Raw genomic sequence first — 13,200 nt, 5'->3', positions numbered from 1 at the left:
TTTCAGCGCGAGCGCCCTGGCGTTCCACGATATCCCCGGGCTTACCCGCATGGCAGCGGGCATCCGACCCTCCTCATAATGCGGCCCGTTTCCAAGTTGTACGACAACGTACGACATCTGATCCCCCGGCCCCATGAAGTATTCGCTCCAGTTCAGCAGCCTCCTTCCCTACTGGGATGTGTTCCTGCGCGGGGCATGGCTGACGCTCAAGATGACGACCGTCGCGGTGCTGGTCGGGGTCTGCGTCGGCGTGCTGGTGGCCTTCGCGAAACGCGGCAGCCGGCGCTGGGTGTCGCGGCTGTGCAGCATCTACATCGAGGCGGTGCGCAACACGCCGTTCCTGGTGCAGATCTTCCTGCTGTACTTCGGGCTCGCGAGCTTCGGCCTGCGCATGCCGACCTTCACTGCGGCGGTGCTGGCGATGATCGTCAACATCGGCGCCTACGTCGCCGAGATCGTGCGCGCCGGGCTCGAGTCGGTGCCCAAGGGCCAGCTCGAGGCGGCCGAATGCCTGGGGCTGTCGAAGTGGCGCATCCGCTGGCACGTGATGCTCCAGCCGTCGATCGAGAAGGTCTATCCTGCCTTGACCAGCCAGTTCCTGCTGATGATGCAGGCCTCGGCGATGGCCTCGCAGATCTCAGCCGAAGAGCTGACCGCCGTCGCGAACACGGTGCAGTCCGACACCTTCCGCTCGCTCGAGACCTACATCGTCGTCGCGGCGCTCTACCTGGCGCTGTCGCTGATCATCAAGCTCGTCGCGGCAGGGCTCGGCCACTGGCTGTTCCGTCGCAAGCGCGTGATCGCGGCTGCTCGTCGTGCCGCGGCTGCCGCGCCGGTGCGAGAGCGCGTGCTCGTACCGAAGGGCATGGCATGAACGGCTTCACGTCCACTCATGCCGTCTACCTCGTCAGCTCGATCGGCTGGACGCTGCTGCTGTCGGTACTCGCCTTCGTGCTCGGCGGCATCGGCGGCTTTGGCGTGATGCTGGCGCGCATCTCCACGCACCGCTGGCTGCGCCGCGCGGCTGCTGTCTACATCGAGTGCGTGCAAGGCATCCCGCTGCTGATCTGGCTGTTCCTGGTGTATTTCGGGCTGTCGGTCTACGGCTTCACGCTGCCGGCGATCGTCGCCGCGGGCCTGGCGATGATGATCTACGCCAGCGCCTACCTGGGCGACATCTGGCGCGGCTGTGTCGAGGCGATGCCGGCACCGCAGTGGGAGGCGGCCGAGTGCCTGGCCTTCACGCGCTGGCAGACGCTGTCGCTGGTGATCATCCCGCAGGCCGTGCGGTTGTCGCTGCCGCCGACCATCGGCTTCCTGGTGCAGATCATCAAGATGACCTCGCTCGCGTCGGTGATCGGCTTCGTCGAGCTGACGCGCGCCGGCCAGATCATCAACAACTCGATCTTCCAGCCCTTCCTGGTGTTCAGCCTGGTCGGGGTCCTGTATTTCTGCCTGTGCTACCCGCTGTCGCGCTGGAGCGAGGCCATGGAGAACCGACTGAATGTCCGCCGAAGTGTCGACCATCGTTAGCCTGCAGGACGTCCACAAGAGCTTCGGCTCGAACCACGTGCTGCGCGGCGTGTCCTTCGACGTCGGGCCCGGCGAGATGGTGGCGCTGATCGGCGCCAGCGGCTCGGGCAAGAGCACCGCGCTGCGCTGCCTCGACCGGCTCGAGGCCATCGACAGCGGCCGCATCGAGGTGTGCGGCATCCGCGTCGACGCGCCCGATGTCGACCTGAAGCAGCTGCGCCTGGACGTCGGCATCGTGTTCCAGAGCTACAACCTGTTCCCGCACCTGACCACGCGCGAGAACATCATGCTGGCGCTGCGCCACGTGAAGAACCAGGGCACCGCGCAGGCGCACGACACCGCGGTGCGCGTGCTCGACCAGGTCGGGCTCAAGGACAAGGGCGATGCCTACCCCGAGCAGCTGTCGGGCGGGCAGCAGCAGCGCGTCGCGATCGCGCGCTCGCTGGCGATGTCGCCGCGCGTGATGTTGTTCGACGAGGTCACCTCGGCGCTCGACCCCAAGCTGACCGGCGAGGTGCTGCGCGTGATGGAAGACCTTGCCGCCGCCGGCATGACGATGCTGCTGGTCACGCACGAGATGGCTTTCGCGAAGCGCCTGGCCGACCGGATCATCTACATGCACGAAGGCCAGGTCTGGGAGACCGGCCCCGGCGAGATGCTCGACGCGCCGCGCACGCCCGAGCTGCAGGCGTTCATCGGCAACGGCCTGTGAAGCCGCTGCCCCCAAGAGATCAACCACAGGAGACGACATGATTTCCCCGAAGAAGACGCTGGCGCTGCTCGCGCTGGCCGCCTGCACGCAGGTGGCGCTGGCCGACCAGCTCGACGACATCAAGAAGGAAGGCAAGATCCGCATCGCCGTCGCGATGGGCACGCCGCTGTTCAGCTATGCCGACGCCAACATGCAGCCCACCGGCTCCGATGTCGACACCGCGGCGCTGCTGGCCAAGGACCTGGGCGTGAAGTTCGAGATGGTGGCGGTGACGAATGCGGCGCGCATCCCGACGCTGCAGGCCAACAAGGCCGACATCGTCGTGGCCGACCTGTCGATCACGCCAGAGCGCCAGAAGGTGATCGACTTCTCGCACCCGTACGCCGCGCTGACGCTGATCGTCGCGGCCCCCAAGGCCACGGTCGTCAAGGACTACCCGGACCTGAACGGCAAGCGCATCGGCCTGACGCGTGCGACGGTGAACGACACCATCACGACGCAGAACGCGAAGGGCGCCGAGATCATGCGCTACGAAGACGACGCGACGTTGATCACGTCGGCGGTGACCGGCCAGATCGATGCGTTCTCGAGCACGCCGTCGAACCTGGGCGAGATCGTCAAGCGCGCGCCGCAACTCAACTGGGAGCGCAAGTTCGACCAGAAGGATTTCCTGCTCGGCATCGCGCTGAACAAGGAGCAGCCGAAGCTGAAGGCCTGGGTCGACAACTGGGTCGCGACCAACCTGAAGAACGGCAACCTGAACGCGATCTACAAGAAGTACCACGGCAAGGACCTGCCGGCCACGGTCCACCCCTGAATTTCAGCCCTGAAGGAGACGACGATGATGAAGATCAAGACCATGCTGGGCCTGCTGGCCGGCAGCCTGGCGCTGTGCGCCTGTTCGGTGATGCCTGTGGGTGCTGGTGGCAGCGCAGGTGCCGGTGATTCGGCCGTGGCCGCGGCCGAGAAGCTGCGTGTCGCGATGGTCGACCCCGACCAGGCGGTGCTGAGCTCGCTGGTGGCCGATGAGCTGAGCTACGGCCACTCGGGCGCCAAGGTCGACACGAAGGCGAGCTTCATCGCCGACCTGATGGCCGGCAACTCCGATTTCGTGAGCATCGACATCAGCGACCAGACGGTGAAGGTGGTGCAGGACATCACGATCATCCGCCACACGCTGGTCGCGAAGACCAACGACCGCGGCGTCGCCGGCAACGTCAAGCTGCACGTGCTGCAGGTGTGGCAGCGTCAGGGCGGGGCGTGGAAGCTGTTGGCACGCCAGGCGGTGCGCCCGCCGGCGTGATGTGACGGGGCTGGCCTGCGGCGGATGTGATGCCGCAAGTCGGCCCTCGGGCAGGTCAAGGCTCGAACGCCTCGATCTGCATCTCAGGCACTGCAAGGAAGTGCTTGCGATTGCCGGTCAGCAGCACGGCCTGATGTTCGACCGCGGTTGCCGCGATGAGCGCATCGGCCAGTCGCAGCCCATGCGACAACGCCATGGCCTCGACAAGGTCTGCGGCGCGCTGCGAGATGGCCGGTGTCAGCGGGACGATTTCCGTGCGTCTCGCGGCCAGGCCTTTCTTCAACTGCAGCAGCTCTCGTTTGTCACGGCAACCCTGGGCGAGCTCGATGTACGTCACCACCGACATGCGCCATGGGCGGATATTGCCCAGACGCCGGGCCGCGCCGACATGACCCCGCGTGTGCCACACCAGCACATCTGAATCGATCAGCATCGGCAACCTCAGTCGTTGCGTGGCGTGCCGTCAGCGTTGAAACGCGAGGCGCGAATCGATCGGATGTAGCCCTCGACATCTTTCATGTCTTCGCGATCACGCCACATGCCGAACAGCGGGTCGTCGGTGGACGTGTCCGAGGTGTCTGCCTGCTGCGATGCGTCGGCTTCAGCCTCGATGCGCACGGTGACCAGCCCGCTTCCGGTCGGCGTCAATTGAGCACGCCACTGTGCCGGAAGTTCGGCGACGGGAACATGTTTGATGACGACAGGATTCATGAAGGTCCTCGCATCGAGTTGCATTCGTGGCGTACCGCGGCGCTCTGACTGGCACTCGACCTTACCACCGGTGTGGGACGGGTCGAGGGTTGCCACTGGCGGATTGATCTGGGCGTTCGAGAAGTTGGTGTTGTCGCGCATGAGCTTGAGGGGAAGTGTTTTCCAAGTCTCGATGTCGAAAGTCGAGACTTGAAGGAGAAGCCCCTCACGACGACGCGCCTTCCCGCCCCGCGAGTTCCAAGGGTCGCACGCCGACCCTGTCATCGACCCATTTCAGACCGGCCTGCTTCGCGTGCAGGGCGGCCTGTTCTGCTTCTGCGAACACCATCGAGCCCACGTCGACGCTGAACTGGTCGCGGTGCGCGCCGAAGCTGTGGATGACCTGCAGCCGCGCGACGAAGCCGCCACCGGCAGACGCACGCGGCGCGAAGTCGAGGTCGTGGCCGCGGTAGGTTTCGCGGAAGGCTTCAGACATCGACATCTGCCGCCCCTGCGTCGGGTGAACCGCCGGGTGATCTGCCTTCCCGTGCCGACAACTCCTTCGCGACCCGCCGCTCCGGCAGCATCTTCGTCCCGCCCAGCCAGAACTCGCTGGCCGTGCCGCGCGCGTCGTGCCGCAGCCGCACCGTCTCGCCATGGTTGCCGAAGGCGCCGGCCAGCGTGATGCGGCCGCGCTCGCGGCTGTCGGGCGTGAACTCGGTGGCGTCCAGCATCGGGTTGGCCAGCGCGGGATTGGCGACCAGCACCTTGCCGTCCATCGGCAGCAGGTCGGTCGCGCCCCACAGCGTCCACCAGCGGCCCGTCCACGCCGCCGCGCGTTTCGACGGCGCGCCGTGCACCGCGTGCGCACGCAGCACCTGCAACGCACCGTCGACCCACGCGTTCGACAGGCCGTCGGCCGCATTGGTCAGCACCGTGACCGTCAGGCCCTGCGCCGGCACGCAGGCGGTGCGCGTCAACGTGCCCTGGAAGCCTCCGGTGTGGCCGAACCATTCCCAGTCCGCCACCGAGCCGCACATCGTGCCCAGGCCGTAGCCGCGGTTCAGGCTGGAGTACGGGTCGGACCATTGCCGATGCCACATCAGGCGGCGGCTCGCCTTGCCGATCACGCCGCGCCCGGCGGTGGGTGACAGGCTGCCGAAGAAGCGCGCCAGGTCGCCCGCTGTGCTGACGAAGCCGGTGGCCGATGCCAGCGCGTTCGTCGGGTTGTCGCCGGCGATCACCACGCGCCGGCCCAGCGGCCACTTGGCGCTGTGGCCGTTGGCGAAGGGCAGGGCGGGGGCGATCGGCGCATCGGGCCAGGTCGCCTCCAGGCCCGCAGGCGCGATGACCTCGCGCTGCATCCAGGCGCCATAGGGCTCGCCGGTGATGGCTTCGATCGCCAGGCCCAGCAGGCCGTAGCCGTGGTTCGAATACTTCAGCCGTGCATTGGCATCGATCACCAGCCCGCCGGCCAGGTCGGCGCGCAGTTCGGCCTCGTCGAGGAAGGGCCGCCTGTCATGCCACTGGCCGGCATCGGTGCCATCGCGCACCAGGCCCGCGGTGTGCGACAGCAGCTGGGTCAGCGTGCCGGCCGCCACATCGCGATGCAGGCCGCTCACATACCGGCCGATGCGATCGTCGAGCTGCAGGCGGCCGGCCTCGCGCAGCTTCATGATCGCGACCGTCGTGAAGGTCTTGGAGTGCGAGGCCACGCGAAAGCGGTGCTGCGGCGTGAGCGCCGTGCGCTGCGCCAGGTTCGCATGCCCGAAGGCCTGTTCGAGCACCAGCTTGCCGTCGTGCGCCACCGCGATCGCGCAGCCGGGCTGCTCGCTGACGCGCATCTGGTGCTCCAGCCAGCGCGGGAGGTAGTCCAGCGCGGCACCCAGCCATCGTTTCATCGGATCTTCCTTTTGCTCGCGAGCTACGACGCGCAGCCCGCGTCCTTCAGCATCTTCAAGGTCGCCGCATCCGGCACCCCGGCCGCATCGATGCGCGGCGACCACACCGCCGGCGCCGACTCCTGCTGCCCAGCCATCGGCTCGATCGCGATCTGCTCCGGCTTGATCGCCAGGCCCAGCGGCTGCGCCAGCGAGATCAATAGCGAGCGCAGTTCCTTGTCGGCCGCGTCCTTCATCTGCGCGTGCGTGGCCGGCGTGCGCAGACGGTCGTGGGCCTGGCTCAGCGCGAGCGCGGTGGCGTAGACCAGCACCTCGTTCTGCCGCGCGTACTCGTCGATGAAGATGCCCTTCTCGAGCGTCTCGAAGCGAAAACTCTGCGTCAGCACCGACGGGCAGCCCACCAACTGCACCGGCGGCGCCTTGAACAGCAAGCCGCCTTGCGCCGTCTTCGACAGCGACCAGCTGCCGCGCTTGGCCAGGTCGTAGCCGTAGGCGTAGCGGGCCTCGTAGCTCAGCGTGCCGGTCGAATCCTTGTTGATGTTGTTGAAGCTGAGGAAGTGCAGCAGCTCGGCCATGCGCGGCCAGCCGGTCTTCAGCGTCCAGTTGACGCGCTGCTGGCTGCTCGCTTCCACCAGGATCAGCTTCTGCGCCGGCACGATCAGCTCCGACAGCACCTGCGCCCGGTCGATCTCGGCACACACCGGGCACTGGTGCCGCCCCTGGTGGTACGCGGCCCAGGCCACGAGCAGAAAGCTCAGGCCGCCCAGCAATGCCCATTTGATGCCTTGCATCCGCGCTCCCGACGTGTGCGACCGCCGCAGTATGCCCGCCCCCAGTTGGTGATCGATGCGGCGTGTGGCAAGCTGCGTCGCCATCTGTTTCCGCGTTCCCGACCAGGACCCCTTCCATGGCCAAGATCCCCCCGGGCGTCGGCCCGCGCTTCCCGCAGGTCGTCGTGCTGTTCGGCGCCACCGGCGATCTCGCACGGCGCAAGCTGCTGCCGGGGCTGTACCACCTGTCGGCCGCAGGCTTCATCCCCGGCTGCCGCATCATCGGCGTCTCGCTCGACGACATCGATGCCGACGGCTTCCGCGGCGTGGCCCGCGCAGCGCTCGGCGAGTTCGCGAGCCGCAAGGTGACCGAATCCGACTGGGCGCAGTTTTCGCAAAGCCTCGACTACGTGCCGCTCTCGGCCGGCGCATCCGCGCTGCGCGCCGCGGTCGAGGCCGCCGAGCGCAGCCTGGGCGGTGAGACACGGCGGCTGCACTACCTGAGCGTGCCGCCCAGCGCCGCGCTGCCGGCGGTGCAGATGCTCGGCGAGGCCGGTCTCGTCGAGCGCTCGCGCATCGTGATGGAGAAGCCCTTCGGCACCGACCTCGCGAGCGCCGTCTCGCTGAACGCGCGGCTGCACGAGACCTTCGCCGAGGAGCAGATCTTCCGCATCGACCACTTCCTCGGCAAGGAGCCGGCGCAGAACATCCTCGCGTTCCGCTTCGCCAACGGCCTGTTCGAGCCGATCTGGAACCGCAACTTCATCGACCACGTGCAGATCGACGTGCCCGAGACGCTCGGCCTGGGAACGCGCGCCGGCTTCTACGAGCAGACCGGTGCCTACCGCGACATGGTGGTCACGCACCTGTTCCAGATCCTCGCGTTCATGGCGATGGAGCCGCCCACCGCGCTCGAGCCGGCGCCGATCAGCGAGGAGAAGAACAAGGTCTTCCGCAGCATGCTGCCGATCCAGCCGGCCGACGTGGTGCGCGGCCAGTACGCCGGCTACCGCGCCGAGCCGGGCGTCGACCCCGAATCCGAGGCCGAGACCTTCATCGCGCTGAAGTGCTACATCGACAACTGGCGCTGGGCCGGCGTGCCGTTCTTCCTGCGCACCGGCAAGCGCATGGCCGAGGGCCAGCGCATCATCTCGATCGCGTTCCGCGAGCCGCCGAAGAGCATGTTCCCGCCCGGCTCCGGCGTCGGCGCGCAGGGGCCGGACCACCTCACCTTCGACCTGGCCGATGCATCGAAGATGTCGCTGTCGTTCTACGGCAAGCGGCCCGGCCCGGGGATGCGGCTCGACAAGCTGAGCCTGCAGTTCGCGATGCACGACACCGGCCTGATCGGCGAGGTGCTCGAAGCCTACGAGCGGCTGATCCTCGACGCGATGCGCGGCGACCGCACGCTGTTCACCACCGCCGAGGGCATCGAGCGGCTGTGGCAGGTGTCGACGCAGTTGCTGGAAGCCCCGCCGCCGGTGCGGCTCTACCCGCCGGGGTCATGGGGGCCGAAGTCGATCCACCAACTGATCGCGCCCCATGCGTGGCGGCTGCCGTTCGAGCGCGCGTGGCGCGACCCGAACAAGACGGGTGGATGAAGCAGGTCAGCAGCCGATCTCGACGGCCTGCAGCGGACGGCCGGTCGCCGGGTCGACGACCACCAGCGTGATGCTGCGTGGATGGCCGGCATCGCCCGTCGACGATGGCGCGAATGTCAGCGAGATCGGCGTGCCGGGCTCGGCGGGCCATGCCTGCACCGGCAGGTACTCGCGCACCACCCGGTCGTGCTTCAGCGTCACGCCGGCGTTCTCGCCCGCCTTCACCGCGCTGACGTGGCCGTTCTCGGTGACGGCCCAGTACGCGGCGAGCTTCGGCGGTGCGCCGGTCGCCGGCTGCACCGTCGCGCGGACCGCTGCGCCGTCGTGCACCAGCAGCAGCGTCACCGGCGCGGCCGGCCGGCGCGCCGGCTGCCACGCAGCGGCGGCCACCGGCCAATCCTTGCGGTCGACGCCGTCGATGACCACCTGCGGCGTGTACGAGAAGCGCGCGCCGTTCAGCGCGGCCTGGGCGGCCTGCCGCCGCGTGTGCGCGGCGCTGCCGAAGCGGTCGGTCCAACCCAGGCGGTCCCAGTAGTCGACATGAAAGGCGAGGGCGATGACCCCCGGCTCGGCCTTCACGCGAGACAGCCACTGGTCGGCTGGGGGGCAGGAGTTGCAGCCCTCCGAGGTGTAGAGCTCCAGCACGGTGGCCGCGGTCGCGGCGCTCTGCGCCATGCAGGCGCCGGCGGCATGGGCGGACGGCGCCAGCAGGCCGGCAGCCAGCAGGGCGGTGACGAGAGAGGATGGCGACATCGCAGGCTCCAGGGTCGACTGCCTGGGTCGCGGCTGGATCCGGCTTCTTACGATGGGCTCAGAAGGTCGACGGGTACTCCACCGCCGGATCGAGGAAGTACTGCGCTGCGGCCGACGGCGGCAGGTGGCCCCAGGCTTGCCACAGGTCGGCCGCGAAGCCGGTGGCCATCGACGGGCTCATCAACTTGGAGGCCACCGTCAGTTCCGCGGCAACTTGTTCGATCCAGGTCTGGCGGTCGAGGAGGGGAGAGAGCGTTTGCATGGGGTGGATTCTTCGATCAGACGGGGCCGCTGCCAATCCACAGGAAGCAGGCCCCCGGAAGAGGGGACTGTGGCTGTGCAGCACGACCGCCGCATCCATTCGATTGAGGATGGACGGAGGCGCCACAATCGCTTCATGACGACTCCCGCCCTCTCCCCGGCCGATGCGGCGCGCCTCGCGCTGCGCTGCCTCGACCTGACCTCGCTGAAGGACGACGACACACCGGCCTCGATCGAGGCGCTGGCCGACAAGGCCCGCACGCCGCACGGCGCGCCGGCCGCGCTGTGCGTCTATCCGGCCTTCGTGCCGGTGGCGCGGCGCCGACTCGCCGCGCTGGGGCTCGATGCGGTGCGCATCGCGACGGTCGTCAACTTCCCGCGCGGCGAAGCGTCGCCCGACGAGGTGGCGGCGCAGATCACCACCGCTCGCGACGCCGGTGCCGACGAGATCGACACGGTGTTCCCGTGGCGCGCGCTGCAGTCCGGCGATGCCCAGGCCGGTGCCGCGCTGGTGGCCGCGTGCCGCCGCGCCTGCGGGCCCTTGCCGCTGAAGGTGATCCTCGAGACCGGCGAGCTGCAGCGCCGCGAGCTGATCCGCCAGGCCAGCGAGATTGCGCTGCGCGAAGGCGCCGACTTCCTGAAGACCTCCACCGGCAAGGTGGCTGTCAATGCGACGCCGCAGGCCGTCGAGGTGATGGGCGAGGTGATCCGCGCCCACGGCGCCCGCGCCGGGGTGAAGGTGGCCGGCGGCGTGTCGACGATCGCCGACGTGCAGCGCTACGTCGCGCTCGCCGGCGCGGTGTACGGCGCCGACCGCCTCGGCCCCGACACGCTGCGCTTCGGCGCATCGAGCCTGCTGGCGGTGCTGCTGTCGGCGATCGACGGTGGCCCGGTGGCCGCGCCTGCCAGCGGGTACTGATGACGGCCGTGCTGCCCCAGGACATCATCCGCCGCAAGCGCGACGGCCTCGTGCTGGGCGATGCCGAACTGCGTGCCTTTGCGCAAGGCATCGCGGACGAGCGCATCGGCGAGGCGCAGATCGCCGCGTTCGCGATGGCGGTCTGCTGGCGCGGCATGGACACGGCCGAGGCGGTGTCGCTGACGCTCGCGATGCGCGACACCGGCAGCGTGCTCGACTGGCGCAGCGAATCGCTGCCCGGCCCGGTGCTCGACAAGCACTCCACCGGCGGCATCGGCGACACCGTGTCGCTGATGCTCGGCCCGATGCTCGCGGCCTGCGGCGGCTTCGTGCCGATGGTTTCGGGCCGCGGGCTCGGCCACACCGGCGGCACGCTCGACAAGCTGGAGGCGATTCCCGGCTACCGCGCGAGCGTGTCGGTGGAGCAGCTGCGCCGTGTCGTGCGCGAGGCCGGCGTCGCGATCGTCGGGGCGGGCGACGCGCTGGCGCCGGCCGACCGCCGCCTCTACGCGGTGCGCGACGTGACGGCCACCGTCGAATCGGTGCCGCTGATCACCGCATCGATCCTGTCGAAGAAGCTGGCCGCGGGTCTGGGCGCGCTGGTGCTGGACGTGAAGTTCGGCAACGGCGCCTTCATGCAGGACATCGAGCGCGCACGCGAACTGGCGCGCAGCCTCGTCGAGGTCGGCTGCGGCGCCGGGCTGCCGACGCAGGCGCTGCTGACCGACATGAACCAGGCGCTCGCGCCGGCCGCCGGCAATGCGCTGGAGGTTCGGGTGGCGCTGGACTACCTGCGCGGCCTGGCGCGGCCGGCGCGGCTGCACGAGGTGGTGATGGCGCTCGGTGCCGTGGTGCTGCAGCAGGCCGGGCTCGCAGCCGATGATGCCGAGGCGCGTGCGCGGCTGCAGCACGCGCTCGACAGCGGCTCGGCCGCCGAACGCTTCGCGCGCATGGTGGCGGGGCTGGGCGGGCCGGCCGACGTGTTCGCGAAAGCCGGGCTGCCGGCGGCCGCGGTCGTGCGCGACGCGATGGCGGGTGAAGCAGGCTTCGTCACGGCGGTCGACACGCGCGCACTCGGCATGGCCGTCGTCGCGCTCGGCGGTGGCCGTCGGCGCAGCGGCGACAGCATCGACCCGTCGGTCGGGCTGTCGGACCTGTTGCCGCTCGGCACGCGCGTGGAGGCCGGCGCGCCGCTCGCCCGTGTTCACGCGCGCACGGTGGCTGATGCCGACGAAGCGATGGCCGCCGTGCGCCGCGCCTGCGTGCTGTCCGACCACGCGCCGGCACCGACGCCGCTGATCGCCGAACACATCACGAGGACCAGCTCATGACCGACGACGACCTGATCGCCGAAGCCCGTGCAGCGCGCGAGGGCGCCTACGCGCCGTACTCGAAGTTCTTCGTCGGCGCCGCCGTGCTCGCCGCCGATGGCCGCGTGTTCCGCGGCTGCAATGTCGAGAACGCGTCCTACGGCCTGTGCAACTGCGCCGAGCGCACCGCGTTGTTCACCGCGATCGCGGCTGGTGTGCCGGTCGACGGCTTCGCGCGGCTGGCGGTGATCGGCGACACCGCCGGGCCGATCTCACCGTGCGGCGCATGCCGGCAGGTGATGTTCGAGCTGGGCGGGCCGGGGTTGCCGGTGCTGCTGGCGAACCTGGCCGGTGCACGCCGCACGACGACGGCCGGCGATTTGCTGCCTGATGGATTCCGCCTGTAGCCCGCGTGCACGCTTCTTGCGAGAATGCCCCGCACCAGTTTCTCTCCAGGGACACACGAATGAAGCGCATCGCCTTCACCATGGCACTCGCGGCCACCGCCGTCGCCCACGCCGAACCCGCCATCGTCTACGACGCCGGCGGCAAGTTCGACAAGTCCTTCAACGAAGCCGCCTACAACGGCATCGAGCGCTTCAAGAAGGAGACCGGCACCGCCTACCTCGACTTCGAGATCTCGAACGACACGCAGCGCGAGCAGGCGCTGCGCCGCATGGCGCAGAAGGGGGCGGATCCGATCATCGCGGTCGGCTTCGGCCACGCGTCGGCACTCGAGAAGGTGGCCAAGGAGTTCCCGAAGGCGCACTTCGCGATCATCGATTCCGAGGTCAAGCAGCCCAACGTGCAGTCGGTGCTGTTCAAGGACCAGGAAGGCTCGTTCCTCGCCGGCTGGCTGGCCGCGACGACCAGCAAGTCGGGCAAGGTCGGCTTCGTCGGCGGCATGGACGTGCCGCTGATCCGCCGCTTCCAGTGCGGCTACGAGCAGGGCGCGAAGGTCGCCAACCCGAAGGTCGAGGTCGTCAGCAACATGACCGGAACGACGCCTTCGGCATGGAGCGACCCGACGCGCGGCGGCGAACTCGCGAAGGCACAGTTCTCGCGCGGCGTCGACGTCGTCTTCGCGGCCGCCGGCGGCACCGGCATCGGCGTCTACCAGGCCGCGAAGGACCAGGGCAAGCTCGCGATCGGCGTCGACAGCAACCAGAACCACCTGCAGCCGGGCACGATGCTGTCGTCGATGCTGAAGCGCGTCGACAACGCGGTCTACGGCCTGGTGACCTCGGCAAAGAACGGCAGCTGGAAGCCGGGCCTGGTCGTGCTGGGCCTGAAGGAGCAGGGCGTCGGCCTCGCGATGGACCAGAACAACGCCAAGCTGGTCAGCGACGACACGAAGAAGAAACTCGCCGTCGTGGAGGCCGACATCGTGTCGGGCAAGCAATCGGTGGCGAACTACACGCCCGAGGCCGGCTGCAAGTACTGACCG

General features: G+C 69.0%; 17 protein-coding genes. 10 read left to right on the top strand and 7 right to left on the bottom strand.

All coding sequences use genetic code 11. From position 1 onward, the window contains the following. The first annotated feature begins 133 nt into the window (after positions 1-133). The 5 genes from ACXJLU_RS07320 to ACXJLU_RS07300 are packed head-to-tail and all read left to right on the top strand — an operon-like array spanning position 134 to position 3,548. Entirely contained in the window at positions 134-874 is a 741-nt protein-coding gene (locus ACXJLU_RS07320) for an amino acid ABC transporter permease (protein WP_457329784.1), read from the top strand. Next, a complete protein-coding gene (locus tag ACXJLU_RS07315; protein WP_457329783.1) occupies positions 871-1,533 on the top strand; it encodes an amino acid ABC transporter permease in 663 nt (220 codons plus the stop codon). Before ACXJLU_RS07320 ends, ACXJLU_RS07315 begins: the two co-directional genes overlap by 4 nt. After that, positions 1,505-2,245: an amino acid ABC transporter ATP-binding protein gene (locus ACXJLU_RS07310; RefSeq protein WP_457329782.1), complete on the top strand. Its 741-nt coding sequence runs from the start codon at positions 1,505-1,507 to the stop codon at positions 2,243-2,245. The genes ACXJLU_RS07315 and ACXJLU_RS07310 overlap by 29 nt, the downstream gene beginning before the upstream one ends. A 37-nt stretch (positions 2,246-2,282) precedes the next feature. Next, positions 2,283-3,062, top strand: coding sequence for a transporter substrate-binding domain-containing protein (locus tag ACXJLU_RS07305; RefSeq protein WP_457329781.1), 780 nt, complete (start codon positions 2,283-2,285; stop codon positions 3,060-3,062). Positions 3,063-3,086: 24 nt separating this feature from the next. Further along, entirely contained in the window at positions 3,087-3,548 is a 462-nt protein-coding gene (locus ACXJLU_RS07300; protein WP_457329780.1) for a nuclear transport factor 2 family protein, read from the top strand. A 55-nt stretch (positions 3,549-3,603) separates the two neighbouring features. On the opposite strand, the gene ACXJLU_RS07295 is transcribed toward ACXJLU_RS07300, so the two are convergent. The 5 genes from ACXJLU_RS07295 to ACXJLU_RS07275 all read right to left on the bottom strand — a co-directional run bounded on the left by ACXJLU_RS07295 (position 3,604) and on the right by ACXJLU_RS07275 (position 6,930). Continuing rightward, positions 3,604-3,981, bottom strand: coding sequence for a type II toxin-antitoxin system VapC family toxin (locus ACXJLU_RS07295; RefSeq protein ID WP_457329779.1), 378 nt, complete (start codon positions 3,979-3,981; stop codon positions 3,604-3,606). An 8-nt stretch (positions 3,982-3,989) separates the two neighbouring features. Beyond that, entirely contained in the window at positions 3,990-4,400 is a 411-nt protein-coding gene (locus ACXJLU_RS07290) for a hypothetical protein (protein ID WP_457329778.1), read from the bottom strand. 64 nt (positions 4,401-4,464) lie between these two features. Next, positions 4,465-4,734: a hypothetical protein gene (locus ACXJLU_RS07285; RefSeq protein WP_457329777.1), complete on the bottom strand. Its 270-nt coding sequence runs from the start codon at positions 4,732-4,734 to the stop codon at positions 4,465-4,467. Continuing rightward, on the bottom strand, positions 4,727-6,139 hold the full coding sequence (locus ACXJLU_RS07280; RefSeq protein ID WP_457329776.1) for a serine hydrolase domain-containing protein: 1,413 nt from the start codon (positions 6,137-6,139) through the stop codon (positions 4,727-4,729). Before ACXJLU_RS07280 ends, ACXJLU_RS07285 begins: the two co-directional genes overlap by 8 nt. Positions 6,140-6,162: 23 nt before the next feature. Then, positions 6,163-6,930 (bottom strand): hypothetical protein, encoded by a 768-nt coding sequence (locus tag ACXJLU_RS07275; RefSeq protein WP_457329775.1) that lies wholly within the window; start codon positions 6,928-6,930, stop codon positions 6,163-6,165. A gap of 116 nt (positions 6,931-7,046) precedes the next feature. Between ACXJLU_RS07275 and zwf the strand changes: the two genes are divergently transcribed. Beyond that, complete coding sequence (gene zwf, locus ACXJLU_RS07270; RefSeq protein ID WP_457329774.1) at positions 7,047-8,510, top strand: glucose-6-phosphate dehydrogenase; 1,464 nt, start codon at positions 7,047-7,049, stop codon at positions 8,508-8,510. A gap of 6 nt (positions 8,511-8,516) precedes the next feature. Here zwf and ACXJLU_RS07265 read toward each other — a convergent pair whose 3' ends face one another. After that, the gene (locus tag ACXJLU_RS07265; protein WP_457329773.1) at positions 8,517-9,263 is read right to left on the bottom strand and encodes a DUF1223 domain-containing protein; all 747 of its coding nucleotides are present in this window, start codon (positions 9,261-9,263) and stop codon (positions 8,517-8,519) included. 58 nt (positions 9,264-9,321) lie between these two features. Then, entirely contained in the window at positions 9,322-9,525 is a 204-nt protein-coding gene (locus tag ACXJLU_RS07260; RefSeq protein WP_073464837.1) for a hypothetical protein, read from the bottom strand. Positions 9,526-9,660: 135 nt separating this feature from the next. Here ACXJLU_RS07260 and deoC point away from each other — a divergent pair, with 135 nt between their 5' ends. From deoC to ACXJLU_RS07240, 4 genes are read left to right on the top strand one after another with little or no spacing between them, the layout of a single operon-like run. Beyond that, the gene (gene deoC / locus ACXJLU_RS07255; protein ID WP_457329772.1) at positions 9,661-10,443 is read left to right on the top strand and encodes a deoxyribose-phosphate aldolase; all 783 of its coding nucleotides are present in this window, start codon (positions 9,661-9,663) and stop codon (positions 10,441-10,443) included. Beyond that, positions 10,443-11,774: a thymidine phosphorylase gene (gene deoA / locus ACXJLU_RS07250; RefSeq protein ID WP_457329771.1), complete on the top strand. Its 1,332-nt coding sequence runs from the start codon at positions 10,443-10,445 to the stop codon at positions 11,772-11,774. The genes deoC and deoA overlap by 1 nt, the downstream gene beginning before the upstream one ends. Continuing rightward, complete coding sequence (locus tag ACXJLU_RS07245; protein WP_457329770.1) at positions 11,771-12,160, top strand: cytidine deaminase; 390 nt, start codon at positions 11,771-11,773, stop codon at positions 12,158-12,160. The genes deoA and ACXJLU_RS07245 overlap by 4 nt, the downstream gene beginning before the upstream one ends. Before the next feature lie 59 nt (positions 12,161-12,219). Further along, positions 12,220-13,197 (top strand): BMP family lipoprotein, encoded by a 978-nt coding sequence (locus ACXJLU_RS07240; RefSeq protein ID WP_457329769.1) that lies wholly within the window; start codon positions 12,220-12,222, stop codon positions 13,195-13,197. The last annotated feature ends 3 nt before the right edge of the window (positions 13,198-13,200 follow it).

It is taken from the genome of Rhizobacter sp. P5_C2 (genome assembly GCF_054049715.1).
The sequence above is the reverse complement of the archived record's forward strand: the minus strand, read 5'-3'. Positions and strand labels throughout refer to the sequence as shown.

What these genes read in the sequence shown, in the direction of transcription:
- ACXJLU_RS07320 (WP_457329784.1), top strand. Translation starts at nt 134, where the DNA reads ATGAAGTATTCGCTCCAGTTCAGCAGCCTCCTTCCCTACTGGGATGTG.
- ACXJLU_RS07315 (WP_457329783.1), top strand. Translation starts at nt 871, where the DNA reads ATGAACGGCTTCACGTCCACTCATGCCGTCTACCTCGTCAGCTCGATC.
- ACXJLU_RS07310 (WP_457329782.1), top strand. Translation starts at nt 1,505, where the DNA reads ATGTCCGCCGAAGTGTCGACCATCGTTAGCCTGCAGGACGTCCACAAG.
- ACXJLU_RS07305 (WP_457329781.1), top strand. Translation starts at nt 2,283, where the DNA reads ATGATTTCCCCGAAGAAGACGCTGGCGCTGCTCGCGCTGGCCGCCTGC.
- ACXJLU_RS07300 (WP_457329780.1), top strand. Translation starts at nt 3,087, where the DNA reads ATGATGAAGATCAAGACCATGCTGGGCCTGCTGGCCGGCAGCCTGGCG.
- ACXJLU_RS07295 (WP_457329779.1), bottom strand. Translation starts at nt 3,981, where the DNA reads ATGCTGATCGATTCAGATGTGCTGGTGTGGCACACGCGGGGTCATGTC.
- ACXJLU_RS07290 (WP_457329778.1), bottom strand. Translation starts at nt 4,400, where the DNA reads ATGCGCGACAACACCAACTTCTCGAACGCCCAGATCAATCCGCCAGTG.
- ACXJLU_RS07285 (WP_457329777.1), bottom strand. Translation starts at nt 4,734, where the DNA reads ATGTCTGAAGCCTTCCGCGAAACCTACCGCGGCCACGACCTCGACTTC.
- ACXJLU_RS07280 (WP_457329776.1), bottom strand. Translation starts at nt 6,139, where the DNA reads ATGAAACGATGGCTGGGTGCCGCGCTGGACTACCTCCCGCGCTGGCTG.
- ACXJLU_RS07275 (WP_457329775.1), bottom strand. Translation starts at nt 6,930, where the DNA reads ATGCAAGGCATCAAATGGGCATTGCTGGGCGGCCTGAGCTTTCTGCTC.
- zwf (WP_457329774.1), top strand. Translation starts at nt 7,047, where the DNA reads ATGGCCAAGATCCCCCCGGGCGTCGGCCCGCGCTTCCCGCAGGTCGTC.
- ACXJLU_RS07265 (WP_457329773.1), bottom strand. Translation starts at nt 9,263, where the DNA reads ATGTCGCCATCCTCTCTCGTCACCGCCCTGCTGGCTGCCGGCCTGCTG.
- ACXJLU_RS07260 (WP_073464837.1), bottom strand. Translation starts at nt 9,525, where the DNA reads ATGCAAACGCTCTCTCCCCTCCTCGACCGCCAGACCTGGATCGAACAA.
- deoC (WP_457329772.1), top strand. Translation starts at nt 9,661, where the DNA reads ATGACGACTCCCGCCCTCTCCCCGGCCGATGCGGCGCGCCTCGCGCTG.
- deoA (WP_457329771.1), top strand. Translation starts at nt 10,443, where the DNA reads ATGACGGCCGTGCTGCCCCAGGACATCATCCGCCGCAAGCGCGACGGC.
- ACXJLU_RS07245 (WP_457329770.1), top strand. Translation starts at nt 11,771, where the DNA reads ATGACCGACGACGACCTGATCGCCGAAGCCCGTGCAGCGCGCGAGGGC.
- ACXJLU_RS07240 (WP_457329769.1), top strand. Translation starts at nt 12,220, where the DNA reads ATGAAGCGCATCGCCTTCACCATGGCACTCGCGGCCACCGCCGTCGCC.